The following is a 26,630-nucleotide window of genomic DNA, read 5'->3' on the forward strand; positions in this document are numbered from 1 at the left end:
TTACCCTTCCTGCGCCGCCAGCGGCAGCGCAAAAGCAAACACGGTGCCGTGCGGATCGCGGCGGCGCGCGCTCAGCTTCCCACAGTGGCGCTCGATGATGCTGGCGCTGATGGTCAGCCCCATCCCCATCCCCTGCGGCTTGGTGGAGTAAAACGAGTCAAATATCTGCTCCAGCCGCTCGGGCTCGATGCCGCTGCCAGTATCGGCGATCTCAACGATCACTTTCCCTTCCGCGTTGGCGGTGCTGAGAGTAATGATGCTGGCGCGATCCTTCACCTCGGCCATCGCCTCTACCGCGTTCATCACCAGATTCAGCAGCACCTGCTGGATCTGCACGCTGTCGCCGGTGATAAAGCTGTCCTGCGCCTTTAACAGATAATCAACGCTAATGTGTCTCTGCTCCAGCTCGCTGCGCGAAAGCGTGATGATATGGTGGATCAGGTAGTGCATATCGATGCGCGAGAAGGTGGGATCCTGCTTGCGGGTCAGGGACTGGATGCTGCGAATGATCTCCCCCGCACGCGCGCCTTCCGCAGCGATCTCCTCCAGCCCCTCCCGCACTTTATCCAGCCGGGCGGGCTCGCGGCTGAGCCAGCGCAGGCTCGCACCGGCGTTCGAGACGATCGACATCAGCGGCTGGTTGATCTCGTGGGCGATGGAGGAGGTCAGCTGCCCGACGGTGGTGGCGCGGGAAACGCGCGCCAGATCCGCCTGCGCGACCCGCATGGCATCCTCCGCGGCGCGCTGGCTGGTGATGTCGGTGATAATGCCGTAATACTCGTTCACCTCGCTGCCCACCCCGACCGGATCGCCAATCCCGAGGATGTATCGGGTTGAGCCGTCGGTACGCTTAACCCGAAACTCCGCGCGCATGGAGAGCCCGTCGCGCACGCTCTCAGTGACGATGGCGCTGATGCGCCCGTAATCGTCCTCATGGACGAAGGTCAAAAACTCCGCCATGGAGATCATCTTTTGCTGCTCGGGCAGGCCGAGAATGCGGGCGTACTCTTCCGAGACAAACATCAGATCCTGCTCCAGCTCCCAGCGCCAGCTGCCGGTGTGGCTGATCTGCTCGCCCAGCATCAACGAGGTCTGGCTGGCGCGCAGCTCTTTCTCCACCCGGCGGCGCTGAATGTTCTCCGCCAGCAGCTCGGCGTAGAGCCGCGCCGTCTCCAGGGAGACCGCGGCCTGCGCCCCCAGCAGGCTTACCACGCGCGAGTGCTCGGCGGTGAAGACCTCCGGCATCAGGCGATTTTCGAGGTAGAGCACGCCCACCAGCCGCGCCTGTTTGAACATCGGGACGCACATGACTGCCGCCCCTGAGGTCACCAGATAAGGGTCCTGGCTGAAGGGATGAAACTCCTCCGGCCTGCCGGTGCGGATCTCTTGCCCGGTGCGGATCACCGCCGCCAGCACCGACAGCGGCAGGTCGGTGGCCGTCGGCACGTCTTTCAGGATCCGCACCCGTACGCCCTCCGTACTGGTCCAGGCGCTGGCCTCAATCTCCGGAATGAGGCTCTCGCTCACGCGCAGCAGCAGGCCGCGCTGCGCCCCGGCGCGTTCGAGCAGGATGGTCATCAGGTTTTCGATCAGGCGCTCAAGGTTGATCTCTTCCGACAGCGCGCGGGAAGCTTTGATCACGCTCTGCAGATCGCGGATCGTCTCATTCTGGGCGAAGGCCACCGTGTCGTAGGCGCTGGCCTGCCCGGAGGCCAGCAGATGCGGGAAATCCTGCTCCAGCTGGCGCACCTTGGCCTGCGCGCCCGCGCGGCCCCAGGCGGCAATCGAGCCGCGGAAGTGCGCGTCCGAGGCGGTCGGATAGCCGCAGGCCAGCGCAAAGCGGCCCGCCAGCTCGTGGGCCAGGGCATTGATCGGGTTAAAACCCCCCTCACGGGAGAGCCGGACCGCTTTCTCGTACTGCTCAAGCGCGATGCTGTTCATCCCGTCCAGACGCACGATTTCGGCGTAGATCAGCGCCTCTTTATCCGCGAACGTGCCGGGATTAATGCGCGCCCAGAGGGCGATTTTATCGTAGTGGGCGTGAATGCTGCGGCGGTGATTGGCCGAGAAGGTCTCTGGCGTCAGCTGACGTGACAGCGCCAGCGCGCTGTAGAGATGGTAATCCAGCAGATGGATGTGCCCCGGCGCGGACCACGCGTACCAGCCCGCCATCTCGAGATCCGCCTGCGCGTCGGCATATTCGCCGCAGGTAAAGTGCGCCATGCCGCGGTAGAGCCAGTACCAGAAGAGCATGGTGGAGGTCTGCTCCGGCGCCTGCTCCGGTGAGGCGGGAAGCAGCGCCTCCGGCAGCACCTGCGACGCGGTCCACGTGCCGATGACCGGCGTGCGCAAAAACTCCACGTAGGTACGCTGGAGCATCAAAATGGTCTCCACGTCCTGGAAGTGGGTTTTACGCACAAACGCCAGGCCGCGATCGATGCTGGTCAGCACCCCGTCCAGGTGATCGCCCCGCGAAAGGAAGTTAATCACCTGATGGCAGGCCGCAAAGCAGGCCATCGTCATATCCCCGTGGGTCACCGCTGAGGTGAAGCAGGCCTTCGCGCACTCGATGGTAAACGATAAAGGCTGGGTCCAGACGCTGAGCTGGTCGAGCGGTAGCAGGGTTTTGGCTTCGAAGGCGTCGTAGCCGTGGCGATTGACCAGCTCGCGGGCCAGCGTGCCGTACTGAAACCCGAGGCGGTACTCGGCGTAGCGCTGGCCAATCAGCACGCCAAACCAGGCCATCGCCGTGGTGGAGGCGCCGGTAATTCCGTGGTCGAGGGTCAGGTGCATCATGCGGCAGAGCAGCAAAAAGTGCAGGCGCGGGCAGATGAAGCTGGCGCAAATGCTAGCGCTGTAGAGCAGGTTCATCACCGCTTCGGTTTCCGGGTTATCCATCCGCGACAGCTGGACAAAAAGGCTTTGCGGCGCGTCGGCCGTGCGGTTGCAGAAGTGTTCCCAGGCCTCGTCGCAGTCGACGTCTTCCGGGTGGCGTCCAATCTGAATACCAAAAATCCCCAGCCAGCAGAGCGCCGCCTCCAGCGCCAGACGGCTGTCCGACTGGCGAATGTACACCTCCACCAGCAGGTTCGCCGCCAGCGCCTTTTCGGTCAGCCCGCCGGGGCAGCCGAGAATGGCGTCACACAACTCGCGGGTCCGCTCCAGATGCCCCAGCGCAAACTCACAGCCCGCCTCTTCGATATCAAGCATAAAGTCTGACACCGGCCCGGCATTGCCCAGTGCTCTGGCGGTCTGGATATAGCTCAGCGCCGAACGATAATCCCCCGAGCGCTTCGCCCGTCGCGCGGCCAGCAGGCTCAGCTCGCGGAACATCTGCCGCTGTGGCGCGGGCTGGATGCTGTCCAGCGCGGCCGTGACGTGGTGAACAGCGCGGAACAGCAGCTCGTTCCCCGCGGCCTGACGCGCGGCGTCGGCCAGCAGGCTGGCGGTGGTCAGGTGAAGATGGCTTTTCTCATGCCGATCCAGCATCGCAAAGGCCGCCTCCTGCACCCGGTCGTGGGTGAAGGCGTACTCTTTTTCCGTCAGCACGATGAGCTGGGCCATCACCGCCGGGTGCAGCGCATAGCGCATTTCCGCCATCGACATGCTGACCACGCGGCAGATCATCTCCATCTCGCCCGTGCCGCCGAGGCAGGCGAGGCTGCCCAGCAGGCGGCGCGTCTCGTCGGGCAGCTCTTCAAGCTGCTCCAGCACCAGGGTGACGACGTTTTCGGTGTAGTGTCGGGCGCGGATCGCCTGCAGATCGTAGTGCCACTTGTCCTGATATTTGTTATGCACCACCAGCCCGTCGTCGACGATGCGGCGGAAAAACTCGTGCACAAAGAGCGGGTTGCCGCCCGTCTTCTCGTGGATTAGCGTGGCGAGGTCGGTCGTCGCCGCGCTGCGGGTGCGAAATACCGTCGCCAGCCAGCGCGCCACCGCTTTCACGGAAAGCGCCTGCGGGACAATCTCGCTCGCGTTTTGCGCCGCCTCCGGCAGGCCTGCCAGCTGCGCCTGCAGGGCGTCGTCAGACACGGAGCTGATATCCCGGCGGGCCACGACCACCAGCAGCGGAACAGCGCCGCAGTTCATCAGCAGATATTTGAGCGTATGCAGGCTGGCCGCATCGCTCCACTGGAGATCGTCGAGCACCAGCACCAGCGGGCAGCCCTGAGAAGCAAAGGTTTTTACCAGCGCCAGCACCATATGGCTGAAGCGCGCCCGGGCATCAATGGAAAACGTATCCGCCGAGAAGCGCGGCTTGCTTTCAAGCAGCAGGCCCAGCTCGGGCACCAGGCTGACGGCCAGCGCCTCGTGCCCCTCCAGGGCACGCGACAGGCGGATTTTCCACTTCGCCACGTCCTCTGCGGGCAGCCCCAGCAGGTGCAGCGTCAGGCTGCGGAATGCGGAGCTTAATACGCCGTAGGGCAGCGACGGCGAAAACTGATCCACTTTGCCCACCGCCAGCAGCACCTTACGCTGCTGCAGCGTTTTGAGCGCCGTCGCGATAATTGAGGATTTGCCGATCCCCGACGGCCCGCCGATCGTCACCAGCTCCGGCACCAGGTTCTGCCTCACCCGCTCAAACGCGGCAATGACGTCATTCGCCTGCGGATGCGTCGCGAACAGAGAGTCCGCCAGATGGATCGCCGGGGTGCGGTCCTGCTGGCCGGGGATAAAGGCGACGATCTCGCCCTCGCAGGTCAGCGTCGCCTGGCATCGGCGGAGGTCGGCAATCAGCCCGTCGACCGTCTGGTAGCGGTTATCGGGGTGCTTTTCCAGCAGCTTGAGGATGATGGTCGACAGCATGCCCGGCACATCCGGGCGGATCGCGTCCGGGGCCAGCGGCGCGGAGGCAATATGGTAGTGCGCCCAGTTGGTCTGATCGTCCTCCCCCAGCTCAAACGGCAGGCGTCCGGTCAGGAGTTCATACAGCACCATGCCGAGGCTGTAGAGATCGCTGCGGCCGTCGACGGGACGCTGGGTGCGGGTGGTGTGTTCCGGCGACATGTACGCGGGTGTACCGCCTGAAACGGCAAGCCGGGTCTGGGAGAAGGCACCGGAGAGGCTACAGGAGAGGCCAAAGCTGCCCAGACGGCAGGAGCCATCCTGATGAACAAAAATCGATCCGGGCTTGATATCGCCGTGGATCAGGTTTTGCAGGTGCATCTGGCGCAGGGGAACGCAGATCTGGATCGCCATCTCGATAAAGCGCGCGATCCCCGAGATCGCCCTGCCCGCGCGCCGCGCCAGCAGCTCAAACGCAAACGGGGCGTACACCAGCGCGAAGCGCCCCCGGTACTGGGTGGAGGCAACGGCGCGGATGGCCCAGCTGTCCTGCAGCACGTCACGCAGCGCAAACTCGTTTTTCAGCAGCCGCGTGGCCCGCTCTTCCTCTTCGTCGCTCACCGCGGTGGCGATAATGAACGAGCCGCCGGAGTGAGGATGTCGCGCGTGCATCCAGGCGATACCGCCCTCCTGCGCCAGCACGGTAAAAATCACATCCTCTTTAAGGACAAAAACCCGCCCCTGGTGAAGATTCCCCTGGGCGGGCCAGAATGCAGGCTGCTCGTATTCGTTCATCCGCGATCCTTATTGTCGGCGGGCCAGCTCCCGCTGAATATGATCCAGCAGAATATCGATGTTAATAGGCTTACGCAAAAATGCAGCGGCGCCGAGATTAAGAGCGTACCGCTGCATATTTTCATCAGCATGACCGGAGATAAAGATCACGGGCGGAGGCGGGACGGCCAGCAGCCGCAGCTTGTCAAACAGCTCTAGGCCGCTCATGCCCCGCAGCTTGATATCGGCGATCACCAGCGCCGCGCCGGACAGGGCGAGCGGATGGCTCAGAAACACCTCTGCCGAATCAAACGTATCGGCGGCATAGCCCTCCGACTCCAGGAGATTACTCAGCCCGCTGCGGACGGAACGTTCGTCATCAATGATGGCAATGCGCCACGGCAGCGTCATGCTGTCTTTCCTCTAACAAATCATTAAACGTCGCGATCGTCCTTCACGGGCGCAGGCGGCGCCGTGCCGCTGATTTTCGGCACGCATTCGTGACGAAACCAGGCGAGGGTAAGCGGTTCGCGACTCAATAAACGCCGTCCCACCGGGATGAGCTGTTCGCCCACCAGCATGCCAAACAGGCCAAGCAGGGCGACAACCGGCGGCGCCGGGGAATGGACGTCGAGCAGAGCGTAAATTACCCCAGCACCCACGCCGCACACCAGCGAAATTATCCATGCTTTCATGAGGTCGCTCCCGTCTGCGATTTAGCCTGCGGAACGGTCACCTGAGGAGGGGGCGCGCCGTCGCGGGATAACAAATGGCGCGTCGCCTGTTCACCCGCCAGCATCCCGAGCAGGCCAATCAGCGCCAGCGCGGGCGGCGCGGGGGAGCGCACCTTCAGCCCGGCATACATCAGGCCAATCAACACGCCAGCCGCAAGGGATATCAGCCCTGTACTCATTGTGAACTCCAGAGAAAGAGGCAGCGGCGAGCCGGATGAGGGACCAGCCCGCCAGCGGAACTTAGCGAGCCGGGACCGGCGCTAAGGTGCGGTGCTCGCTCTTCTGGCGAGACGGCGCTTTGTGCACCATGGTGTAGGCGTAATCCACGCCCATGCCGTACGCGCCGGAGTGCTCGCGCACGATATCCATCACCGCGGTGTAGGTTTCTTTACGCGCCCAGTCGCGCTGCCACTCCAGCATCACCTGCTGCCAGGTCACCGGGATCACGCCCGCCTGGATCATGCGCTGCATGGCGAAGTCGTGGGCTTCTTTGGAGGTGCCGCCGGAGGCATCCGCCACCATATAAATTTCGTAGTCGCCTTCCAGCATCGCGCACAGGGCAAAGCTGTTGTTGCACACTTCGGTCCACAGACCGGCCACCACCACCTTCTTCTTGCCGTTGGCCTTCAGCGCGTCGCGCACCTTCTGGTCATCCCAGGAGTTCATGGAGGTACGCTCCAGAATGTCCTGGCCCGGGAACACGTCCAGCAGCTCCGGATAGGTATTACCGGAGAAGCTTTCGGTCTCAACGGTGGTGATGATGGTCGGGATGTTGAACACTTTCGCCGCTTTCGCCAGCGCCACGGTGTTGTTTTTCAGCACCTGGCGGTCAATCGACTGCACGCCAAACGCCATCTGAGGCTGGTGATCGATAAAGATTACCTGACAGTTCGCAGGGGTTAACACTTCGAGCTTTGAAGAGGTCATAGCATTTTCCAGTGGTTAAGGGTGAAATCGCCGCGAGCGCCGCGACGATAAAATCACCCTCATCCTGCGGTTTTCCGTCTTTGCGCGTAATTATCTCTTCGTATAGTTAACCTTAGGTATAGTTATACTTTGGTATACCTATCCTATTGTATAACTGGATCTTTGCCGAAACCGGTTCCCATAATCCTGACCATTCCCCTCTCAGTCTGGAGCAGTTTATGGTTACCCTCGGTAAAGCCGATCTTATTCTGGTTAACGGCCAGTTTCACACCGTCGATCGCGAGAATCCTGTCGCGGAAGCCGTTGCCGTGCGCGACGGAAAATTTCTGGAAGTGGGCACCGTCGCCGAGGTGATGCAGCACCACTGCGACGGCACCAAAGTGGTCGACTTAAAAGGCCACACCGCTATCCCCGGCCTGAACGACTCGCACCTGCACCTCATTCGCGGCGGGCTGAACTACAACCTCGAGCTGCGCTGGGAAGGCGTGCCGTCCCTGGCCGACGCTCTGCGGATGCTGAAAGAACAAGCCCTGCGCACGCCGTCGCCCCAGTGGGTGCGCGTGGTAGGCGGCTGGAGCGAGTTCCAGTTTGCCGAACGCCGCATGCCGACCCTCGACGAAATCAACGACGCCGCGCCGGACACCCCGGTCTTCATCCTGCACCTGTACGACCGCGCCCTGCTCAACCGCGCCGCGCTGAAGGTGGTCGGCTACACCAGGGACACGCCGAACCCGCCGGGGGGTGAGATCCAGCGCGACGCCAACGGCAACCCGACCGGGATGCTGATCGCCCGTCCGAACGCCATGATTTTGTACTCTACGCTGGCAAAAGGGCCGAAGCTGCCGCTGGAGCAGCAAGTTAACTCCACCCGCCAGTTCATGCGCGAGCTGAACCGTTTGGGGCTGACCAGCGCCATCGACGCGGGCGGCGGCTTCCAGAACTACCCGGAAGATTACGAGGTGATTGCCGAGCTGCACGAGAAAAAGCAGATGACCATCCGCATCGCCTACAACCTGTTTACCCAGCGTCCGGGCCACGAGCTGGAAGACTTTGAGAAATGGACCGACATGCTCACGCCGGGCCAGGGCAGCGACTTCTTCCGCCATAACGGCGCGGGCGAGATGCTGGTCTTCTCCGCCGCCGATTTTGAAGACTTCCTCGAGCCGCGCCCGGACCTCGCGCCGGGCATGGAGGACGAGCTGGAGCGCGTGGTGCGCCACCTTGTGGAGCACCGCTGGCCGTTCCGCCTCCACGCTACCTACAACGAATCCATCAGCCGCATGCTGGACGTGTTCGAAAAAGTTAACCGCGATATTCCGTTCAACGGCCTGCACTGGTTCTTCGACCACGCCGAAACTGTTACCCAGGCCAACATCGACCGCATCAAAGCGCTCGGCGGCGGTATTGCCGTGCAGCACCGCATGGCCTTCCAGGGCGAATACTTTGCCGAGCGTTACGGCATCGAAGCCACCCGCCATACGCCGCCGGTGGCGAAAATGCTCGAGACCGGCGTGCCGGTGGGCTTAGGAACGGATGCCACCCGCGTGGCGAGCTACAACCCGTGGACCGCGCTCTACTGGCTGGTCTCCGGCCGTACCGTCGGCGGGATGCAGATGTACGACCACAGCGCCCGTCTGGACCGCGACACCGCCCTGATGCTCTGGACCCAGGGCAGCGCGTGGTTCTCCAGCGAACAAAACCAGAAGGGGCAGATCAAAGTCGGCCAGCTCGCCGACCTGGCGGTGCTGAGCAAAGACTATTTCCGCGTGCCGGAAGAGGAGATCAAGGGCATTGAGTCCGTCCTGACGGTGGTGAACGGCGATATCGTTTACGCCGCAGGCAGCTTTGGCCCGCTCGCGCCGCCGGCCATTCCGGTTCTGCCCGAGTGGTCCCCGGTGGTAAAAGTGCCGGGCCACTACCGCAGCGCGCCGCCGCAGGCCGCACGCGTCGGCATGAGCCCTATCCACCACTGCAGCGGACCGTGCGGGGTTCACAGCCACCAGCATGATTTCGCCCGCACGTCAGAGATGCCGGTGTCCGACGATAACGCTTTCTGGGGGGCGCTGGGCTGCAGCTGCTTTGCATTCTGATGAAAAACACCTTTACCCCGCCCCGGCTCGACCTGGGGCTGTTTTTCCTGCGCCTCACCGGCAGCCTGCTGTTGCTGTACGTGCACGGCCTGCCGAAGGTGCTGCACTTCAGCGAAGAGCTGACGCGCATTGAAGATCCGTTCGGCTTCGGGCCTTACGCGAGCCTGATCCCGGCGATTGTCGCCGAGGTGATCTGCCCGCTGTTTATCATTGCGGGCGTCTACACCCGCCTGGCGTGCCTGCCGATTATCGCCGTGCTGCTGGTGGCGATGCTGGCGGTCCACCCGAACTGGTCGATTGCCGAAGGGCAGTTTGGCTGGCTGCTGCTGATTATCTTCACCACCCTCGCCCTCACCGGGCCGGGCCAGTGGCGGCTGCAGCGTAAGGCAGCGGAGAGGTTCGCATGACCCAGGTTAACGACGTTCGCGACGCACACGTCGAGACGACGCCCGCACCGACGGTTTCGCCCTGGCAGCCGCTGAGCCAGCCGGTGTTCCGCATGCTGTGGATCGCCACGGTGGTCTCTAACGTCGGCTCATGGATGAGCGACGTCGGCATCAACTGGAGCATGCTGACCCTGAGCGCCGATCCTTTGGATATCGCGCTGGTACAGGCGGCCAGCAGCCTGCCGATGTTCCTCTTCGCCCTGCCGTCCGGGGTGATGGCAGACATTGTCGACCGACGTAAATACCTGCTCTTCTCCCAGCTGTGGGTGTTCATCGCCGCCGCCGTACTGACGGTGCTCTCCTTCACCGGACACGTTACCCCTACCGTTCTGCTGGTGGCGACGTTTCTGCTGAGCGTGGGCGCGGCGATGAGCTCGCCGCCGTTCCAGGCCGTGGTGCCCGATCTGGTGAGCAAGCCGGAGCTGGGCGCCGCCGTGGCGCTGAACTCGCTGGGGGTGAACATCAGCCGGGCGATTGGCCCCGCGCTGGGCGGCTTTTTGCTGTCGCTCGCCGGGCCGTGGATGGTGTTTGCCCTGAACGCGCTCTCCGTGGTCGGCGTGGCGTGGGTGCTGTGGCGCTGGCGTCCGGCGCCGTCCGTGCAGCGCCTGCCGCCGGAGCACTTCTTCTCGGCGGTGCGCTCCGGGATTCGCTACGTGCACGCCGCGCCGGTGCTGCGCAACGTGCTGGTGCGCACCGTGGCCTTCTTCGTTTTCGGCAGCGCGGGCTGGGCGCTTCTGCCGCTGGTGGCGCGCCGCGAGCTGGGCTTAGGCCCGGCGGGCTACGGCGTAATGCTGGCGTGCATTGGCCTGGGGGCGATTGCCGGGGCGATCCTGCTGCCGCGCCTGCGCCAGCGGCTGAACGCCGACCGCCTGATGGTGGCCGCCAGCCTGACCTTCGCCCTCACCATGCTGGCGCTGGCGTTTGTGCGCCACGTCTGGCTGCTCAACCTGTTTGAGTTCTTCACCGGCTTCGCGTGGATTGCAGTGCTTTCAACGCTGAACCTCGGCGCGCAGCGCAGCGCCGCCCGTTGGGTGAAGGCCCGCGCGCTGGCGGTCTACCTGACGGTGTTCTTCGGCTCGATGACCACGGGGAGCGCCATCTGGGGGCAAATCGCCTCGCAGTTTGGCACCCCAACCTCGCTGGTGGTCGCCACGCTGGGGATGGTGCTGGCAAGCGCGACGGTGTTCCGCTGGAAGCTGGAGAAAGATCCTGATTTAAATCTCGACCTGAGCGGCCAGCCGCTGGACGGCGTGGAGATCGAGCTGCCGAACGAGCGCGGCCCGGTGCTGGTGTCGCACGAGTACATTATCGACCCGCAGAACGCGAAAGCCTTCCTGGAGGCGGTGCACGAGCTGCGTCGGGTGCGTCGCCGCGCCGGGGCAATGAGCTGGGCGGTGTACGAGGATATTGAGCGCCCCGGTCTTTTTATCGAGACCTTTCTGATGGGCTCGTGGATTGAGCATCTGCGCCAGCAGGAACGCCACACCATGAATGACCTCCTGCTGCAGAGCCGCGTTCTGGCTTTTCATCAGGGCACAACATCACCGGCAATTCGCTATCTGGTCGCGCCGGTATAACCATAACCATCACCTGTACAGGAACACACTATGGCAACGTTTAAGGCAAAAGACGGCACGCAGATTTACTACAAAGACTGCGGCGCGGGCAAACCGGTTCTCTTCAGCCACGGCTGGCCGCTGGACGGCGACATGTGGGACAGCCAGCTGAACTACCTGGCGGAGCGCGGCTTCCGCGCCATCGCTTTTGACCGTCGCGGCTTTGGCCGCTCGGATCAGCCGTGGAACGGCTACGACTACGATACCTTTGCGTCCGACATCAACGACCTGATCACCACCCTGGATCTGCAGGACATAACGCTGGTGGGCTTCTCCATGGGCGGCGGCGACGTGACCCGCTACATCAACAACTACGGCAGCGCGCGCGTGGCCGGTCTGGCGCTGCTGGGCGCGGTGACGCCGATCTTCGGCAAATCCGACTCCTTCCCGCAGGGCGTGGATCAGAGCGTGTTCGACGGCATTCGCGACGGGCTGCGTAAAGATCGCGCCCAGTTCATCAGCGACTTCGCCACCCCGTTCTACGGTACTAACGCCGGGCAGACCGTCTCTGCCGGTGCCCTCACCCAGACGCTGAACATCGCTCTGCTAGCATCACTGAAGGGCACCATCGACTGCGTGACCGCCTTCGGCGAAACCGACTTCCGCCCGGATATGGCGAAAATCGACGTGCCGACGCTGGTGATCCACGGCAGCAACGACCAGATCGTGCCGTTTGAAAGCACCGGCAAGCTGGCGGCAGAGATGATCAAAAACGCCACGCTGAAGGTGTACGACAACGCCCCGCACGGCTTCGCGCTGACCCACCAGGACCAGCTCAACGAAGATCTGCTGGCGTTTGTGAAGTCGCTGTAATTTTTTCCAGGCCGGGTAAGGCGCAGCCGCCACCCGGCGCTTTCGCAGACGCGTTCCGGTCCGCCAGCAGCCGACAAATTTCCGCGTGCTTCTCCTCGGTAAAGGTAAAGCGCGACATAAAGCCCATGCGGATCAGCGACCCTATCGCCGGCAGCAGGCAAATCCCGAAGAACAGCCCCGACAGCACGCCCTCACTCTGAATTTGCGCCTGCGGCACGTAGCCGATCGTCGTCAGAAACACGCCGATTAACCCGCCGCCTACCGCCACCGACATCTTGCCAGTAAAGGTCTGCCCGGAGAAGGTGATCGCCGCGCAGCGCTTGTTCGTGTGGTACTCTGCGTACTCGATGGTGTCGGCAATCATCGACGAGGTGAGGATGTTGGTCATCATCACGAAGAGCGTGCTCAGGCCGAGCAGAATGAACAGCATCGTCACCTGCTGATACCCGACAAACCACATCACCACACGCACCGCCACGTCCAGCCCGCAGAGGATCATAAACAGCTTCCGCTTCTGCATCCGGCGCGTCAGCATCGGGGCGATCAGGCACAGCACCGCCGCCACTATTCCCATCACGCCAATCGCCATCTGCAGGCTGCCGTCGCCCAGGTTATTGATAAAGAAGTAGATATAGAGACCGCCCGCCACGTTATGGAACACGCAGAAGAAGAACGACAGCAGGACGATAAACAGCGGCTTGTTCTGGCGCAGGTTGTGGAAGGTGTCGCGGATGGTCACCTTCTCCGGGCTCGGCGGCACGCGCTCTTTGATCTGCATAAAGCCGTTGAGCATCAGCGGCAGGCCCACCAGCATCATCACCAGCGCCGCCATAAAGTAGCCTTTATCGTTGCTGTACTGGGCGAAGAACGCCGCCAGCTTCGGGAAGAAGATGTTGGCGCAGGCAATGCCCGCGTTCACCCCGAGCATCGCCGCCGTCACCGCGCGGGTGCGCTGGGCGGAGTCGTTGGTCATCACCGACGACATCGACCAGAACGGGATATCGGAGATGGCGTACAGCGTCCCCCACAGGATATACGTCACCCCGGCGTAGAGGATTTTGGTGGTCATGTCCGCTTCGATTTTATAGAACGACAGCAGCGTGACGCCGGTGATCAGCAGCGGCGCGATGAGCAAAAAGTGGCGAAACTTGCCGAACCGGCTGTTAATGGTGTCCATAATGCTGGCAAACAGCGGATCGTGAACCGCGTCCCACGCGCGGGCAATCAGGAAGATGGTGCTCGCCGCCAGCGCCGAGATCCCCAGCACGTCGGTGTAAAAATAGTTAATAAACGAACCCACTAAACCAAAGCTAAAACACTGACCTAAACCATAGCCAAAATAAGACCACAACTCGCGAGACGGTATTTTCATTGTCATTGCCATTGTTATATGCCTGCCTGGTTGCCCGGCGGTGGTCCGCCGGGTCGATATTATTAGCCCTGAACTTTCGGGGCGATCTTGCGCAGCTGCTGCATTAATGCGATTTCACGGCGCGAGAATGGAATGCCGTTCTCCTCAAACACGTCGTGGAACCAGAGGCGGCAGTAGTCCGTGGACTCCTTCATCACCACCGGCCACGGCAGCCACGTCTGGGTTTTGCCGCGCACAAGCCCCCACTGGTACGGCGCGACCTTCGCCGCGTACATCAGCGGGAGCTGCTCTTCGATGGTGCTGCCCACGTGGCGCGCCAGCCATTCGGTGCAGAACAGCGGCCGACCAAGCTGTTGCAGCTGCTGGATCATCGCCGTCATCCGCCCGGTGTGGGTGTAGGCGTGGAAGCTCACCACGTCCGAGAGCGCCAGCGCGGTCTGGTCCAGCGGATGCCGGAAGAACGTTTCGCCCTCCTCTTCCGGCGGCAGACGCCACGCGCAGACGGTGAGCGGCTGGGTCGGATCTTCTTCACGCACCCACTGGAACGCGAGCTTCATCAGCGCGTGGGCGCAGGTCTCCAGCTTCGCGTCGTACTGCACCTCCTGCGTGCCGGTCGCGAAAATGCCGCGGTTGCCCGGCTCGTTGTACAGATCCCACAGCAGCACGCGCTTATCGTCGCGGAACTGGCGGACAACATCGCGGATATAGCACTCAATTTGCGGCCAGCAGTCCGGATCGCACACCTTGTCGCGCCCCGGGCTCGCCGCCGCCTGGCTGTTGTGCTTGCCCGGCACGGGCGGCTTCTGCGGGCCAAGGTACGGTTCGTCGCCGGAGAAGCCGCAGTCGTCCATCAGGGTCAGCATGGTGCTGAACCCGTGGCCGTCGGCAATCGTCAAAAAGCGGTCGATACGCGCCATCAGCCCGTCGCGGTCGTGCTCCCAGACGATAAACGGCAGGTTGATGCGCAGGGTGTTGTAGCCCGCGTCCGCCGCCCAGCCCAGCTCGCGATCGATGGTGGCGGCATCGAAGGTCTCTTCCTGCCAGATATCGGTCCAGTTCACCGCCGTCGACGGCAGATAGTTAAACCCGCACAGCCAGCCTTTTTGCTGATACCACGCCTGTGCCTGCTCCCTGCTCCACTGCTCTTTCATTACGCGTCCTCTTACTGATAATATTTAGCTAATAAATATTAGTTGCGGGATAAATGCGCAAATCACAGCGCTCAGAAAAGCGACGGCTCTCACAAAGTTCACGCTTCGATGAATGAGAAACGTGATCGACGGCGCTAAAGCGTGCGGTTAGGGTATGATGCGAAATCGCGAAAGGGAGAGGATGGATGAAGCGAAAAACGAAAGTGACGATGAACGATATTGCGCGGGCGGCAGGGGTGTCGCAGGCGACGGTATCGCTGGTGCTTAACCAGTCCCGCAACATCAAGCTCAGCGACGACACCCGCCAGCGGGTGATTAACGTGGCCACCGAACTCGGCTACGACCGCCTCCCCGCCGTTCACGCCCCGCGCAACCAGGAAGAGATCGCCCTGCTGGTCAGCTCCATGCAGAGCTTCGACCCGTTTATCGACGCCATTAGCCAGGCGCGGGAAGCCGCGTGGCGCAACGAGACCCTGCTCACCGTCTACGACTACGGTGACGACATCGAGCTGGCGCTGAACATCATCCGCCAGCTGGAGAAGCGCAACTGCATCGGGATTATTCTCGCGTCTCCGGTCACTACGCTGGTCGACATGACGGCGTTCCAGGACTGCACCCGTATCCCGCTGGTGCTGCTTAACCAGCGCGACCCCGGCTCGCCGCTGCTACCGTCGTTTATCCCGGACGACTACGCCAACGCTTTCCAGGTCACTAAACACCTCATCGCCTGCGGGGCCACGCGCATCGCCCACATCACCGGCGAGAGCTGGATGGAGGCCTCGCGCCAGCGTCTGGCGGGCTACCGGGCGGCGCTGCAGCAGGCCGGACTGGCGTGCGACGACAGCCAGGTGCGCCAGACCAACTGGCAGTTCAGCGAGTCCTTTACCGCCACTACTTCTCTGCTGGAACTGGCCGAGCGCCCGGACGCCATCTTCTGCGCCAGCGACTGGCTGGCGATAGGCTGCTATCAGGCGCTGGCGGTGAACGGCGTGCGCATCCCGCAGGACATGCTGCTGGCGGGCTACGACGACCAGAAGATTTCCGAGCAGCTCACCCCGCCGCTGACCAGTATCCAGCTGCCCTACAGCGAGCTGGGACGGCTGGCGGTGGAGTACCTGTGTAATCAGGAAGATGCCGCCACGCACGTGACGCTGGCGGGCAGGCTGAAGGTGCGCGCCTCAAGCAGCGGCGCCTGAGCCGCTTTACCCCTGCGCTTTCGCATGATAGGTTAATCCGATGAACACACGCTCCGCCGTACTCACCGTTAAACGCTGGTGGCTGCCTTCTTAAAGGCGGCACGGAGTAGTTTTCCCCATTTTCAGATAGCCGCCGAAAGGCGGCTTTCTCACATTTAAGACCCCTTTCGGCATTACAACGTTAAGGAGTCTTTATGAACAAGCAAACCATCCTCACCGGCGACCGCCCAACCGGCCCGCTGCACCTCGGCCACTTCGTCGGATCGCTGCGCCAGCGAGTGGCGCTCCAGCAGACGCACAACCAGTTTGTGCTGATTGCCGACCTGCAGGGGCTGACCGACAACGGCAGCAACCCGCAGAAGATCCGCGACAACATCCCCGAAGTGCTGGCCGACTACCTCGCCGCTGGCATCGACCCGAACCTGACCACGATCTGCCTGCAATCTGCCCTGCCCGCCCTCGCCGAGCTGACGATGCTGTATATGAACATCGTCACCGTCGCCCGCGTGGAGCGTAACCCGACGGTGAAAAACGAGATTGCGCAGAAAGGCTTCGCCCGCTCGCTGCCGGTCGGGTTTATGGCCTACCCCATCAGCCAGGCGGCGGACATCACCGCGTTTAAGGCCGAGTGCGTGCCCGTCGGCGACGATCAGCTGCCGATGATTGAGCAGACCAACGAGATTGTGCACAAGATGAACAGCCTGCTGCCCGCCCCGGTGCTGCGCCACTGCAGGGCGATGCTGAGCGACACCAGCCGCCTGCCCGGCATCGACGGCAGCGCCAAGATGTCGAAATCGCTGGGCAACACGCTGCACCTGTCGGCCAGCGAAGAGACCATTCACTGTGCGGTGAGCGCCATGTACACCGACCCGAACCACCTGAAGGTGAGCGACCCGGGGCAGATTGAGGGGAACGTGGTGTTTACGTATCTCGACGCGTTTCATCCGGACAAGGAGAAAATGGCGGCGATGAAGGCGCACTATCAGGCGGGCGGGCTTGGAGACCGGGTATGTAAGAACGAGCTGGAGGGGTGTTTGCAGGAACTGATTGCGCCGATGCGGGAGCGCAGGGCGATGTACATGCAGGATAAAGGGGAGCTGATGACGATGCTTAAGCGCGGGACCGAACGGGCGCAGGGGGTGACGCAGGAGACGTTGAGGGAGGTGAAGGTTGGGCTGGGGGTGCCGGTGTTTTGAGAGTGTGAGTTAAGGGAGAGTTAGCGGTGGAGTGCCTGGGATAGGCATGAAGCCGCTAACTCGATTATTGTGGAAATAAGCAAGGCGCAATAAATTCTTAAATGCATTATTAGCCATTGTTGTTTGTCATTCTGTTGAGAGCGCTATATTCATAGACTCTTTATTTTTTAACCGTCTCGGCAAATGCTATGAGCAAGTTTATTATTTACATGCAGAATATATTATTTTGTGGTTATGTACTGGCTACATGCCTCATTTCTTTGGTTAGTTTTGATAACTGGGTGGACCGTACAATCGCAATAGCAATCATATTAGGAAGTGCACAGCTTATTACGACATTACTTAATCGGGTACTGCCTCATAAGTTACATTTTTTAGGAGGGATAGTTGAGCTGGCAGGAGGGCCGCTATTAGTGATTGGCGCAATTGTGTGCCTGGATGTGTTAGAACCCTGGCCGATGAAGATTATTGGGATGTTTGCCTGGGTTATTTTTATGATGTTTAGGCCATCATTTATGAAAAGAGATTAGTAATGATCATCCCTGCCCGCGCATACGAAACGCTGGCGGGCAAGTTCATATAACGTTATGCAGCAGCGCCAGAGGTTGGGCGTTCATTCCACGCATCGTGCGCTAACAAGTTACCGTCCTTGTATAAATGAGTAATCTTCTCATAATTAAACGCCACCTCTTCCATATGCCCCGTCCCCGGACAACCTCGGTTGGCAGGCTGAGGTTATGTTGTAATCCTCTTAGCTCAATACTTTCTTCCCTGTCTGCAACGTCACAGGAACCACAAATCATTGTGCCGCCGTCATTAGTTAAAAAAAGATGTACAGGTACGGCCATTCTATTGCTCCTTGCATTTTAGTCGTATAACCATTTGCCCGCTTTTGCGGATTCGATAAGCATTCCAATGGTGAAATCTGGAACCATCATCACAGGGAATTTTTTGAATGGATTCCATGAAAAAGGCTCATCAGGATAGTAGGTGTTTATGTTAAACTTTCCTCTATCAACATCCAATTCTTTAAAAAACTCTTCCATTAAATCTTCTGCTTCAGTGACATCAAGCTGCATGTCAGTATCCAAATCAGTTTTTGCATTCAGTAATCTTTGCTTCTCTTCGTTATTTACCAGATAAACGCCGTTATAGCGTATTGCTAAGGCGTAGATGCGCTGCTCAATATTCTCTACCATAGTTTGTCGTTACCAAAATGATCGGCAATTGACTCACAGTAAATCATAAAGAAAAGGCCACCAGCGGTAAGATTTGTTCTTCCAGCATAAAAATACGTTCCATTTAGTTCTTCGGTTGTGTCCATTCTTCCTCCGAGGATTGCTCCAGGAAGAGATAATAAAATCTGATAAAAATTTATTTTGAGAGATGTAGCTTGTTTTTCAAAAAAAAACAAACATTCATCCGAGCATAATCATTCGTCATTATCATTCATAAATATGATATTAAAAAACTATAATCATTCCCGCAGAATCTAATTAGATAAACACTGCAAAAAGAACTGTGGTGCCGGGTGCCTCCCGGTGAGCAAAGCCCGCATAATGACGTTAACCAATAAATTATGCCCCACCGCATAGGGGGATTCACCACAATAAAAAGTATAAGAAAAAGAGCGCGATAAAAAAGAGGTTCAAAGAGTTGATAACACGTCGGTTATTGAACTATTTTGCCAAATAACCCCCTGGCAGCTCCCGATTTATACCTTAATTATTTTTCATAGCGCCGCATTCCAAAACGCCTGCCTGTATCTGCACATACCCGGCTTAAATAAGAACAATTAATTTATCTTAATCGAAAAATCTCCGATTAAAGGTGAAAAGGAAGGGAACGCTCTTCCCACCTTGTACCTTGCCCTTTCACTCAGAATGCAGAACGGCCTATGCGAGATAACGGACCAGTAACACAAAAAGAATATTTTATCGGTGAGCGCATGACGTTGATGTCCACCACCGACAGGAAGAGTCACATTACCTATGCTAATTCCGCATTCATTGACGCCAGCGGCTATGAAGAGGAATTCCTGCAGAATAAGCCCCATAACCTGATTCGTCACCCTGATATGCCCTCCGCAGCTTTTGCCGATATGTGGTTTACGCTCCAGCAGGGACAATCATGGACGGGAATGGTCAAAAACCGCCGTCAGAATGGCGATCATTACTGGGTCAGAGCTAACGTCACGCCGGTCTACAATAATGATACCCTCACGGGTTACATCTCTGTACGCCACATGGCGAAGCGTGAAGAGATCGCAACTGCGGAAAAACTGTATAAAAAAGCCAGAGACAATCAGCTGAAAAGACACCGCTTCTACAAAGGATTACTGATTCACCGCGGTGCCTTTTCCTTTTTGTCTCTCTTTAAACGGATGAGCACACCGGCCAGAATCAATGCCGCCGTTATCGCCACCTTTTGTCTCTCGCTGGGGCTGTTATTTCTCAATCACCAGACGCTGCATGCGGTGGGGCTGGTGGTTCTCTTTTCTTTGCTTGCACTGTATCTGCATGTGCAGATTAGCCGCCCCCTGAATACTGTCGTGAGCCAGATGCAGCGGGTCGTATCCGGGCGAAAGGCTGACTATATTCATTTCGACCGAGTGGACAATATCGGAATGATGATGAGGCTGGTGAATCAGTCCGGTTTAAATCTTAACTCTCTGGTCGATGATGTCAGCACGCAAATAGAGGGGATCAGCGAGATTAGTCAAAAGGTCTCCTCCGAAGGCGATGCTCTGCAGGTGCGTTCGGAGGAGACCAGCGACGCACTGCAGCAAACGGCGGCCTCTGTTGAAGAAATTACCAGCGCCGTACAGCAGACGGCTGAAACGGCTGGCGAAGTCATGGTAATGGCCGAGCAGACCAGCCTGAGCGCGCAGAATGGCGAAGCGATGCTCAAAGAGACGATAGATATGATGCAGTCTGTCTCCAGCGATAATAACCAGATCGTCGATATTATCAGCGTCATCGACCGCATCGCTTTTCAGACCAATATTCTTGCCCTGAACGCAGCGGTTGAAGCCGCGCGAGCCGGAGACGCAGGACGCGGCTTTACCGTAGTCGCAACCGAGGTGCGTAACCTTGCCCTGCATTCAGCCACTGCGGCCAGAGAAATTAAGACCCTGATTGAGAAAAACGTTGCCAGCGTTAATTCAGGTGTAGAACGCGTCAAACATACCGAAGCGCACCTGACCGAAATGATTGGTAGCGTCCTGAAAATGTCGTCTCTCATTAATGAAATCGGCCATGCCACTCAGGAGCAGACGCAAGCGCTGGGTTTGATCAACGACGCCATTTCCCGTATCGGCAATATGACAAGCCATAACACCAGCATGGTGGAAACGGTCACCGGATCGGCGGAGAACCTCACGTCGCGTGCAACACGGCTGCAAAAAGCCATTGCTGTCTTTGGCGGTTAGCGCTTTTCAGACATAACTGACATCATGCCGGCGGGAGTCCCCATACCGGCATGTATTCATGCCCCTGTAATTTTCAGGCCGAAATTAACCAATCGGTACCGAAATAGACGAAAAACCAGCACAGCTGTACACCGATGAACCCGCACCACTCGCTCATATTGTTACCTCTTTTTTGTCTGGCGTTTATTCTGCCCTGTCAGTTGGGATACACAACATGAATTACCCGGCAATAATGTCGCCTTTTTTGTCGTTAATGAATTCTTCTCTGTATGAATAACGCATTCCGAATGAGGATTCATGGCTATCACTGCAAATACCTGAATAAACGACCCGTTATTAATTAATTGATTTATTGATGTATTTCATTTTTGTGCCAGGCTTTTTAACGAATAAAAATGACTGACCGGAAGATACCCTACTTATACTCCGGCAAAGAAATGGATAAATATGATGAAATTCAAAATAACGCTACTTCCGGCACTGCTGGCGCTTCCGCTATTTACTCAGGCTACCTGCAACGTTCCGGAAACCCTCTCCGGCAAAATCTTTATCAATAAAACCGGTCCGCTATGGTCAGTGCAAAACCCCAATGCGGACAGCCTGCTCCGGCTGGAGTTCACTGACGATACGTATACCAGCCATTTCTTGCGCACAGGCGACAAGGTGCAGGGGAAATACCGTTATGAAGTTTTTAAAAGCCAAACGGGCCTGGCGCACAGCGTAGGCGTGCTGGAAGCGGAAGAAGATTTTCAGGGCCAGACGACGCTATTTACCCTCACGCTCGTTTGCCTTGGCGACAGGACCGGCACCTTTGTGTATAACCAGCGTCAGGGTGCCATTAAACCGGATATCAGGCAGAACACGGGAGTCTGGATAGTCCAGGATCCTGCGTCCTGAATATTCCCGCATTGACCTCCGGGACATTTTCCCTTCAGCGTAACCGTGAAAAAAGGACAAACAGATGAACACCTCTCCCCCATTCCCCTGGCAGCAGGTTGTCAGCGCCCAGGGCTACACGGCGGAATCGAAAGACAGCGTGACGCACTTTACCGACACGCTGTTCTGTATCGACGGCAGCGGCACCATTGTCGATATTATACAGGGTGACGATGGCGCGTTCAGGCCCGTGCGGGACGCGGCCCGCAAGGCTGGTAAGCTTACCGAACTCTCTTCAGACCAGTACCTGCTGCCGGGCCTGATCGATCTTCATGTTCATGCCCCTCAGTGGCCCCAGATGGGCAAGGCTCTGGATAAGCCGCTGGAGGAGTGGCTGAATGACTATACCTTCCCGCTGGAGGCAAAATACGCCGACATCGTCTTTGCCCGCCGCAACTACACGGAACTGGTCAGCGCGCTGCTGGCAAACGGCACCACCACCGCCGTCTACTTCGCCACCCTGCATACGGAAAGCAGCGTGGAGCTGGCCCGTATCTGTCTGGCGCAGGGTCAGCGGGCGCTGGTTGGCCGCGTGGCGATGGACGATCCCTCCCAGTGCCCTGACTACTACCGGGATGAAAGCGCTGCGACGGCCATCGCCGGGACCCGGGCATTTATTCAGGCGGTTGCACAGCTCCCAGGCAATACGGCAAAACGCGTGCTGCCGGTCATCACCCCACGGTTTATTCCGTCCTGTACGGATGCGCTTCTGGAAGGCCTGGGCAAGCTTGCCACTGAAACAGGCTGCCACGTGCAGACCCACTGCTCGGAAAGCGACTGGGAACACGCTTACGTTAAGCAGCGTTTGGGTAAAACGGATACCATGGCGCTGCGGGATTTCGGCCTGCTGACCAGAAAGACCGTACTCGCGCATTCAAACCATATCGAAGATGACGACGCCGACCTGATCAAGCAAACCCAGGCTGGCGTCGCACACTGCCCTCTGTCCAACTTCTACTTTGCTAATGCGGTCTTCCCCCTGCGCGCCATGCTGGACCGCGGGCTTAACGTCGGCTTAGGGACCGATATTGCGGGCGGCCATAGCCCTTCGGTATTCGATGCCTGCCGCCACGCCATGACCGCCAGCAAAGCCCTGAATGATGGCGTCGATGCCCGTATCGCCGCGGAACAACGCGGCAGACCCGGCTCGGCAATCAGCTTCCGGGAAGCGTTCTGGCTGGCGACCGGCGGCGCGGGAGAGGTGCTTGACCTGCGTGTGGGCAAGCTGGTGGTCGGTTACCAGTTCGATGCCATAGTGATTGATACCCGGGCAGCCGGAAGCGACATTTATATCGATACGGCTGAAGACGCGCCGGAAGACCGGCTGCAGAAAATTATCTATAACGCCAGACGCAATAATATCAGCCGCGTCTGGGTGGATGGCAAAGCCGTCAATATTCAGTAGCGCGCCTGCACAATAATCCCCCCCTGAGAAAACACCTGTATTTTCTCAGGGGAATTAAATTGCTTTATATAACCCTCTCTTTTCATTCAGAACCGTTTTTTGCCAAAGCGAATTAACTCAGATTTATCTTAAAAGGGAAATACTCAAACCCAGGCATACCTTGCCTTTATAAAAATAGTACCCATCAATTCGTGATTTTTATATTTGCCGTCACGGATAACCAATTCTACGCTGTCTACGTCACACGGCTGAGTGCCGTTGATATCAGATATCTATTATCACGCAGGGAATATTTAACCCTCGCTGAAATACAAAACACTGACATCCGAAGGGAGATAGAACATGTCTACAAAAAGCGCATGGTCTGGCGCCATTGATTCAACAAAAGAACAGGGTATCAATACCGGTCTGAAGGTCAACAAAGGCGATAAGATCACCATTATCGCTACGGGTCTGATCAAATATGGCAAGGAAGATCACGCATGGGCTTATCCGGGCGGCAATATCGGTAAAGGCGGTCAAAAAAAGGATATTGCTATCCTTAAGGCGCGTTTTAGCGAGTCTGGTAAAAGCTATGATATCGGTACCGGCGTATATCAGCTGGCTGCACCGGAGAGCGGCGAGTTGAGATTATTCATTAGCGACTCATCCCACAGCGATAATACCGGTTCATTCCAGGCGGATGTTTATCTTGGGAGTGATGAAGAGCTCGCGACACAAGACCCCGTTCAGTGGAAAGGCCACATTCCCGCAACCAGCAGTGAATGGGTGAAGACCGGGATCACCGTCCGCCAGGGCGATAGCATTCTGCTGGTTGCCGCGGGTCAGGCCCAGTATGACAGCCGCGGGCGCACCTTCGGACCGGATGGCGACAGCCAGCATCCTTCCGCTAAGGCACCTGACCCGACCTTTGTTCTGCCGGGCGCCATTGCAGGCGCGCTGTTGATTAAAACAGGCGACCATATCCATTCAATCGGTTCCGGCGGCAAGCCGTTGAAAGCCCAGACGGAGGGAGAAATCGCCTTTATTTTTAACGATACCAACAAGGCATCGGAATATGCCAATAACACTGGCGGCTACGACGTGAATCTGATCGTTACACGCTAAAATCATGCAGGGTGAAATTCATTTTCACCCTGCTGTGTTTGCTCAGGTGTTACGCTTAATCAACGGTATATCCCCCGTATCATTCAACACCCCCGGAAACGTTTTTAACCACTGCGTGACTTTCTGTTTATTGATATTCACCACGCTCATACCCTCCAGGCATCCCCATAATTCTCTTGTATGCTGCGGCGTAATCACAATACAGTCTTTCATGGCGCGGATTTTTACGGGCATGCCGTTGATAAAGCCTGCGCGGGTTAACCAGTCTCCGCCCAGAAGAAGGTATTTCATATCTATGCGTGCATACAGTTCGCAACAGGCGGCACTGTCCTGCGGCGTTTCCGCGCGGGGATGGACGGGTGCCGCGTTGGTCTGGTTGCCGTGAAGACGGCGGGCGCTGTTTTTGCGTACCAGCTCGCGGTTTTCAATCATGCCGGTGAAAGCGTCTGATTCTGTTTTGCAAACAGTAAACTCTGGCTTAAAATTCGTCGCAGCCATTTTCAACTCCTGGTAAGTTGGTTGTGGTTAGCGGTATGGGGGTGTTGCAGCACCTTCATATCGCGAATTCTTCGTTAAATATTCTTTGATACTTCCTTTGCCGTTCGGCGTAATTTCTGGTGCTCATTATACAGGGCTGAATATAAACACAGCGGTTTTGGGTGGGGGGAATTTGGAATTTGCGAGGGGGATTCAGGAAATAGGGTTGGGTCAGGGAAATTACGCAGCGAGGACTATCAGAATATAAGGTGAGCGCCCGCATGAACCTCAGAGCAACCATTCGCCGATCTGCGGGCTGGCAATGAGTCGTTTTATTATCAAGTTCGGTGACCGACTGAGCGATCACCTTTATTACGATGGCAGTTACACAGCATTACGGACAGGCTCCTTTGAGAGGATAAGCATTAATAAAGAGGAGGCACTCAATGCCTCCTTTATATTTGTTATGCTCTTACGTTCCAATCGTCCGTATACTGAACATTACCATCAACATAACGCCAGGTGATTTTGTCATACATCAGGGAAACAGATTCCATGTGGTTGATCTGCGAGTTTCCTGCCATTTTAGCGTTTGGCATCCCTGGGTTAATGCCCGTCACTTTCACGCCCTCAATGGTCATGACGAAGTAGCACTCTTCTTGTCCTGCATGGTTAATGCGATACCAGCGAATTTCCGCACTTTTCAACGTTTGACCGATGGCAACGGCTTTGTATAGATACGGGCTGGAGCTATCAAACTCCTTTTCAATCATCATCGGAGAATGTGAACGCTTACCAGTAATCTTCCCGTTGGCACTGTCTACTGGGATGTTCAGACCATGACTAAAGCCAACAATCTCTATACTCCCCTCACGATCCTGAACGTCTACAGCTCCTTTAATGTCAGCGCCACCATCGTCCTTAAGCCACATGTAAGCCGGAATAGGCATTTTACAAACTCCTTTTAGTTGTGATTTTCTTCGTGATGAACCAGTAGCAAACAATCGTTAAGAGCAACTGAAAGCCCACAATCGCCGCCATTGTGAAATTTGAATACGTTTGATCCGGGAATAAAGACTGATAAGGCAGCAAGCGAAATAACGCCCAAAACAGGAAGGTAAACCCGAAGATTTTAGCTAACCGTCGCAATGTGGAACTGAACCACTCTCTGGGGATGCCAGCTGGACTAACTTTTTGTGTCGCGCCACTGTACGCCGTGGTAATGGCGCTCATGACAGGCGCGCTGATTAATCCATTGATTAATATACTAAAATAGTCATCTAACGATTCCCAAACTTCTAAATCAGGTTCACCCAAAATGAAGCGGGTAAACTTGTCGGCGCTCTGGAAATCGAAAAGCCCCGTAATAGAATTAACTAATCCATCATACGGAACCATTTCAGCAACGATCAGCACAACAACAGCGAACAGCACTATCTTGATGAATAAACTAAGGGCATGTTTTGCCATTGGAGATCACCTCAATCGTGCCGTATGCCTGTAGCTTCCTCATGCAAGGAACATCTATTCTTTGGCTTCTCAACAGAGCATTACGCAACATGGCAAAATCAGAATCATGTGGGAGAGTGATACAACCTTCTGATAGTACGCCTGGATGCAAACGGAAATTGCCACGCTGAACGCTCTCAATCCATGTGTAATCGTCGATCCCCCAATCATCACGCCATAATGCGAACCATTCAGAATGTTTGAACGTTGCACCATTGGCGAAATGATTATAAATGTCTCTTCCCACTGTGTTTAGCTGTGACCTGAGTCCACCTTGAGGGCGGTCAACAATCCAGTATTTACCCGCTGGTACTGGCCCCTCTTTGGGGATCATTCCACATGCCCCACGGTTACGGTAGGCACCATTACCAGAGAATGCTAAAAACGTGCCTATACCAGGAAACGATAACGGGGAGTAGTACGCATCATTAATTACGAACTTTCCATGTAGAGCCATAGATAACCCTTTTATCTATAATGATTTGTTGGCTTATCGTACTCCTATGCAATCGGACATAAGAAAGTTTTCTTCCGAGAGACTTCTGATTTCCAGATAATAGCCCGTTGGTGGTAAGACAACGTGTAAGGCCGTTAGGCGGTAACATCAGAGGTGTTTCAGGAAGCTAGGTTTATCATGTTGACCATGTACCCTCAGGGGCGAGA

At 57.6% G+C, this 26,630-nt stretch carries 23 protein-coding genes and 1 pseudogene; 11 read left to right on the plus strand and 13 right to left on the minus strand.

The annotated features are described in order from the left end of the window. From D5066_RS12615 to D5066_RS12635, 5 genes are all read right to left on the minus strand, one after another. Nucleotides 1–5,583 (minus strand): trifunctional serine/threonine-protein kinase/ATP-binding protein/sensor histidine kinase, encoded by a 5,583-nt coding sequence (locus D5066_RS12615; protein WP_119916133.1) that lies wholly within the window; start codon nucleotides 5,581–5,583, stop codon nucleotides 1–3. 9 nt (nucleotides 5,584–5,592) lie between these two features. Next, nucleotides 5,593–5,973, minus strand: a complete 381-nt coding sequence (locus D5066_RS12620) for a response regulator transcription factor (protein ID WP_047646549.1) — start codon at nucleotides 5,971–5,973, stop codon at nucleotides 5,593–5,595. A gap of 23 nt (nucleotides 5,974–5,996) precedes the next feature. Then, nucleotides 5,997–6,257, minus strand: coding sequence for a XapX domain-containing protein (locus D5066_RS12625; RefSeq protein ID WP_080328903.1), 261 nt, complete (start codon nucleotides 6,255–6,257; stop codon nucleotides 5,997–5,999). Then, the gene (locus D5066_RS12630) at nucleotides 6,254–6,475 is read right to left on the minus strand and encodes a DUF1427 family protein (protein ID WP_119916134.1); all 222 of its coding nucleotides are present in this window, start codon (nucleotides 6,473–6,475) and stop codon (nucleotides 6,254–6,256) included. The genes D5066_RS12625 and D5066_RS12630 overlap by 4 nt, the downstream gene beginning before the upstream one ends. Nucleotides 6,476–6,536: 61 nt before the next feature. Then, the gene (locus D5066_RS12635) at nucleotides 6,537–7,223 is read right to left on the minus strand and encodes a hydrolase (RefSeq protein ID WP_028015361.1); all 687 of its coding nucleotides are present in this window, start codon (nucleotides 7,221–7,223) and stop codon (nucleotides 6,537–6,539) included. A gap of 218 nt (nucleotides 7,224–7,441) precedes the next feature. Between D5066_RS12635 and D5066_RS12640 the strand changes: the two genes are divergently transcribed. Genes D5066_RS12640 through D5066_RS12655 form a run of 4 tightly spaced genes read left to right on the plus strand, consistent with a single transcriptional unit; the run spans nucleotide 7,442 to nucleotide 12,188 of the window. Beyond that, the gene (locus D5066_RS12640; RefSeq protein WP_119916135.1) at nucleotides 7,442–9,313 is read left to right on the plus strand and encodes an amidohydrolase; all 1,872 of its coding nucleotides are present in this window, start codon (nucleotides 7,442–7,444) and stop codon (nucleotides 9,311–9,313) included. Then, nucleotides 9,313–9,720 carry a DoxX family protein gene (locus D5066_RS12645; RefSeq protein ID WP_119916136.1) on the plus strand — a complete coding sequence of 136 codons (408 nt, stop codon included), beginning with the start codon at nucleotides 9,313–9,315 and terminating at the stop codon, nucleotides 9,718–9,720. The genes D5066_RS12640 and D5066_RS12645 overlap by 1 nt, the downstream gene beginning before the upstream one ends. Continuing rightward, nucleotides 9,717–11,336 (plus strand): MFS transporter, encoded by a 1,620-nt coding sequence (locus tag D5066_RS12650; RefSeq protein ID WP_119916137.1) that lies wholly within the window; start codon nucleotides 9,717–9,719, stop codon nucleotides 11,334–11,336. The genes D5066_RS12645 and D5066_RS12650 overlap by 4 nt, the downstream gene beginning before the upstream one ends. Before the next feature lie 30 nt (nucleotides 11,337–11,366). Then, nucleotides 11,367–12,188 (plus strand): alpha/beta fold hydrolase, encoded by an 822-nt coding sequence (locus tag D5066_RS12655; RefSeq protein ID WP_119916138.1) that lies wholly within the window; start codon nucleotides 11,367–11,369, stop codon nucleotides 12,186–12,188. Here the strand turns inward: D5066_RS12655 and D5066_RS12660 are convergent. Together D5066_RS12660 and D5066_RS12665 are read right to left on the minus strand one after the other, a co-directional pair. Next, nucleotides 12,151–13,572, minus strand: a complete 1,422-nt coding sequence (locus tag D5066_RS12660) for an MFS transporter (RefSeq protein ID WP_119916139.1) — start codon at nucleotides 13,570–13,572, stop codon at nucleotides 12,151–12,153. The genes D5066_RS12655 and D5066_RS12660 overlap by 38 nt on opposite strands. Nucleotides 13,573–13,622: 50 nt before the next feature. Further along, nucleotides 13,623–14,711, minus strand: coding sequence for a cellulase family glycosylhydrolase (locus D5066_RS12665; RefSeq protein WP_119916140.1), 1,089 nt, complete (start codon nucleotides 14,709–14,711; stop codon nucleotides 13,623–13,625). Nucleotides 14,712–14,896: 185 nt separating this feature from the next. Here D5066_RS12665 and D5066_RS12670 point away from each other — a divergent pair, with 185 nt between their 5' ends. From D5066_RS12670 to D5066_RS12680, 3 genes are all read left to right on the plus strand, one after another. Further along, nucleotides 14,897–15,907 (plus strand): LacI family DNA-binding transcriptional regulator, encoded by a 1,011-nt coding sequence (locus tag D5066_RS12670; protein ID WP_119916141.1) that lies wholly within the window; start codon nucleotides 14,897–14,899, stop codon nucleotides 15,905–15,907. Nucleotides 15,908–16,101: 194 nt separating this feature from the next. Next, complete coding sequence (gene trpS / locus D5066_RS12675) at nucleotides 16,102–17,103, plus strand: tryptophan--tRNA ligase (RefSeq protein WP_119916142.1); 1,002 nt, start codon at nucleotides 16,102–16,104, stop codon at nucleotides 17,101–17,103. Between the two features lie 188 nt (nucleotides 17,104–17,291). After that, nucleotides 17,292–17,633: a hypothetical protein gene (locus D5066_RS12680; protein WP_119916143.1), complete on the plus strand. Its 342-nt coding sequence runs from the start codon at nucleotides 17,292–17,294 to the stop codon at nucleotides 17,631–17,633. A 336-nt stretch (nucleotides 17,634–17,969) separates the two neighbouring features. On the opposite strand, the gene D5066_RS12690 is transcribed toward D5066_RS12680, so the two are convergent. Both D5066_RS12690 and D5066_RS23345 read right to left on the minus strand, forming a co-directional pair. Next, complete coding sequence (locus D5066_RS12690; RefSeq protein ID WP_119916144.1) at nucleotides 17,970–18,302, minus strand: DUF1493 family protein; 333 nt, start codon at nucleotides 18,300–18,302, stop codon at nucleotides 17,970–17,972. Between the two features lie 5 nt (nucleotides 18,303–18,307). Continuing rightward, a pseudogene (locus D5066_RS23345) lies at nucleotides 18,308–18,427 on the minus strand (STM2901 family protein); the annotation flags it as partial. A gap of 573 nt (nucleotides 18,428–19,000) precedes the next feature. Between D5066_RS23345 and D5066_RS12695 the strand changes: the two are divergent. The 4 genes from D5066_RS12695 to D5066_RS12710 all read left to right on the plus strand — a co-directional run bounded on the left by D5066_RS12695 (nucleotide 19,001) and on the right by D5066_RS12710 (nucleotide 23,981). Next, nucleotides 19,001–20,533 carry a methyl-accepting chemotaxis protein gene (locus D5066_RS12695; RefSeq protein WP_119916145.1) on the plus strand — a complete coding sequence of 511 codons (1,533 nt, stop codon included), beginning with the start codon at nucleotides 19,001–19,003 and terminating at the stop codon, nucleotides 20,531–20,533. Between the two features lie 447 nt (nucleotides 20,534–20,980). Next, a complete protein-coding gene (locus D5066_RS12700; protein ID WP_133300912.1) occupies nucleotides 20,981–21,430 on the plus strand; it encodes a sortase family protein in 450 nt (149 codons plus the stop codon). A gap of 64 nt (nucleotides 21,431–21,494) precedes the next feature. Next, nucleotides 21,495–22,874, plus strand: coding sequence for a guanine deaminase (gene guaD, locus D5066_RS12705; protein ID WP_119916147.1), 1,380 nt, complete (start codon nucleotides 21,495–21,497; stop codon nucleotides 22,872–22,874). Between the two features lie 342 nt (nucleotides 22,875–23,216). Further along, nucleotides 23,217–23,981: a LecA/PA-IL family lectin gene (locus tag D5066_RS12710; protein ID WP_119916148.1), complete on the plus strand. Its 765-nt coding sequence runs from the start codon at nucleotides 23,217–23,219 to the stop codon at nucleotides 23,979–23,981. 42 nt (nucleotides 23,982–24,023) lie between these two features. On the opposite strand, the gene D5066_RS12715 is transcribed toward D5066_RS12710, so the two are convergent. The 4 genes from D5066_RS12715 to D5066_RS12735 all read right to left on the minus strand — a co-directional run bounded on the left by D5066_RS12715 (nucleotide 24,024) and on the right by D5066_RS12735 (nucleotide 26,424). Beyond that, nucleotides 24,024–24,479, minus strand: a complete 456-nt coding sequence (locus tag D5066_RS12715; protein ID WP_119916149.1) for a SymE family type I addiction module toxin — start codon at nucleotides 24,477–24,479, stop codon at nucleotides 24,024–24,026. Between the two features lie 443 nt (nucleotides 24,480–24,922). Then, a complete protein-coding gene (locus D5066_RS12725) occupies nucleotides 24,923–25,408 on the minus strand; it encodes an Hcp family type VI secretion system effector (protein WP_119916150.1) in 486 nt (161 codons plus the stop codon). Between the two features lies 1 nt (nucleotide 25,409). After that, the gene (locus D5066_RS12730) at nucleotides 25,410–25,928 is read right to left on the minus strand and encodes a hypothetical protein (RefSeq protein ID WP_119916151.1); all 519 of its coding nucleotides are present in this window, start codon (nucleotides 25,926–25,928) and stop codon (nucleotides 25,410–25,412) included. Continuing rightward, on the minus strand, nucleotides 25,909–26,424 hold the full coding sequence (locus D5066_RS12735) for a DUF2778 domain-containing protein (RefSeq protein WP_119916152.1): 516 nt from the start codon (nucleotides 26,422–26,424) through the stop codon (nucleotides 25,909–25,911). The genes D5066_RS12730 and D5066_RS12735 overlap by 20 nt, the downstream gene beginning before the upstream one ends. Nucleotides 26,425–26,630: the final 206 nt, after the last annotated feature.

Origin of the sequence: Enterobacter chuandaensis (genome assembly GCF_003594915.1) — a bacterium.
Lineage (GTDB): Bacteria > Pseudomonadota > Gammaproteobacteria > Enterobacterales > Enterobacteriaceae > Enterobacter > Enterobacter chuandaensis.

Bases quoted from the DNA above. Each gene is read 5' to 3' on its own strand.
- D5066_RS12700 (WP_133300912.1), top strand. From the start codon at position 20,981: ATGATGAAATTCAAAATAACGCTACTTCCGGCACTGCTGGCGCTTCCG.
- D5066_RS12640 (WP_119916135.1), top strand. From the start codon at position 7,442: ATGGTTACCCTCGGTAAAGCCGATCTTATTCTGGTTAACGGCCAGTTT.
- D5066_RS12670 (WP_119916141.1), top strand. From the start codon at position 14,897: ATGAAGCGAAAAACGAAAGTGACGATGAACGATATTGCGCGGGCGGCA.
- D5066_RS12710 (WP_119916148.1), top strand. From the start codon at position 23,217: ATGTCTACAAAAAGCGCATGGTCTGGCGCCATTGATTCAACAAAAGAA.
- D5066_RS12665 (WP_119916140.1), bottom strand. From the start codon at position 14,711: ATGAAAGAGCAGTGGAGCAGGGAGCAGGCACAGGCGTGGTATCAGCAA.
- D5066_RS12635 (WP_028015361.1), bottom strand. From the start codon at position 7,223: ATGACCTCTTCAAAGCTCGAAGTGTTAACCCCTGCGAACTGTCAGGTA.
- D5066_RS12680 (WP_119916143.1), top strand. From the start codon at position 17,292: ATGAGCAAGTTTATTATTTACATGCAGAATATATTATTTTGTGGTTAT.
- trpS (WP_119916142.1), top strand. From the start codon at position 16,102: ATGAACAAGCAAACCATCCTCACCGGCGACCGCCCAACCGGCCCGCTG.
- D5066_RS12655 (WP_119916138.1), top strand. From the start codon at position 11,367: ATGGCAACGTTTAAGGCAAAAGACGGCACGCAGATTTACTACAAAGAC.
- D5066_RS12730 (WP_119916151.1), bottom strand. From the start codon at position 25,928: ATGGCAAAACATGCCCTTAGTTTATTCATCAAGATAGTGCTGTTCGCT.
- D5066_RS12625 (WP_080328903.1), bottom strand. From the start codon at position 6,257: ATGAAAGCATGGATAATTTCGCTGGTGTGCGGCGTGGGTGCTGGGGTA.
- D5066_RS12630 (WP_119916134.1), bottom strand. From the start codon at position 6,475: ATGAGTACAGGGCTGATATCCCTTGCGGCTGGCGTGTTGATTGGCCTG.
- D5066_RS12615 (WP_119916133.1), bottom strand. From the start codon at position 5,583: ATGAACGAATACGAGCAGCCTGCATTCTGGCCCGCCCAGGGGAATCTT.
- D5066_RS12645 (WP_119916136.1), top strand. From the start codon at position 9,313: ATGAAAAACACCTTTACCCCGCCCCGGCTCGACCTGGGGCTGTTTTTC.
- D5066_RS12735 (WP_119916152.1), bottom strand. From the start codon at position 26,424: ATGGCTCTACATGGAAAGTTCGTAATTAATGATGCGTACTACTCCCCG.
- D5066_RS12695 (WP_119916145.1), top strand. From the start codon at position 19,001: ATGCGAGATAACGGACCAGTAACACAAAAAGAATATTTTATCGGTGAG.
- guaD (WP_119916147.1), top strand. From the start codon at position 21,495: ATGAACACCTCTCCCCCATTCCCCTGGCAGCAGGTTGTCAGCGCCCAG.
- D5066_RS12620 (WP_047646549.1), bottom strand. From the start codon at position 5,973: ATGACGCTGCCGTGGCGCATTGCCATCATTGATGACGAACGTTCCGTC.
- D5066_RS12715 (WP_119916149.1), bottom strand. From the start codon at position 24,479: ATGGCTGCGACGAATTTTAAGCCAGAGTTTACTGTTTGCAAAACAGAA.
- D5066_RS12650 (WP_119916137.1), top strand. From the start codon at position 9,717: ATGACCCAGGTTAACGACGTTCGCGACGCACACGTCGAGACGACGCCC.
- D5066_RS12690 (WP_119916144.1), bottom strand. From the start codon at position 18,302: ATGGTAGAGAATATTGAGCAGCGCATCTACGCCTTAGCAATACGCTAT.
- D5066_RS12725 (WP_119916150.1), bottom strand. From the start codon at position 25,408: ATGCCTATTCCGGCTTACATGTGGCTTAAGGACGATGGTGGCGCTGAC.
- D5066_RS12660 (WP_119916139.1), bottom strand. From the start codon at position 13,572: ATGGCAATGACAATGAAAATACCGTCTCGCGAGTTGTGGTCTTATTTT.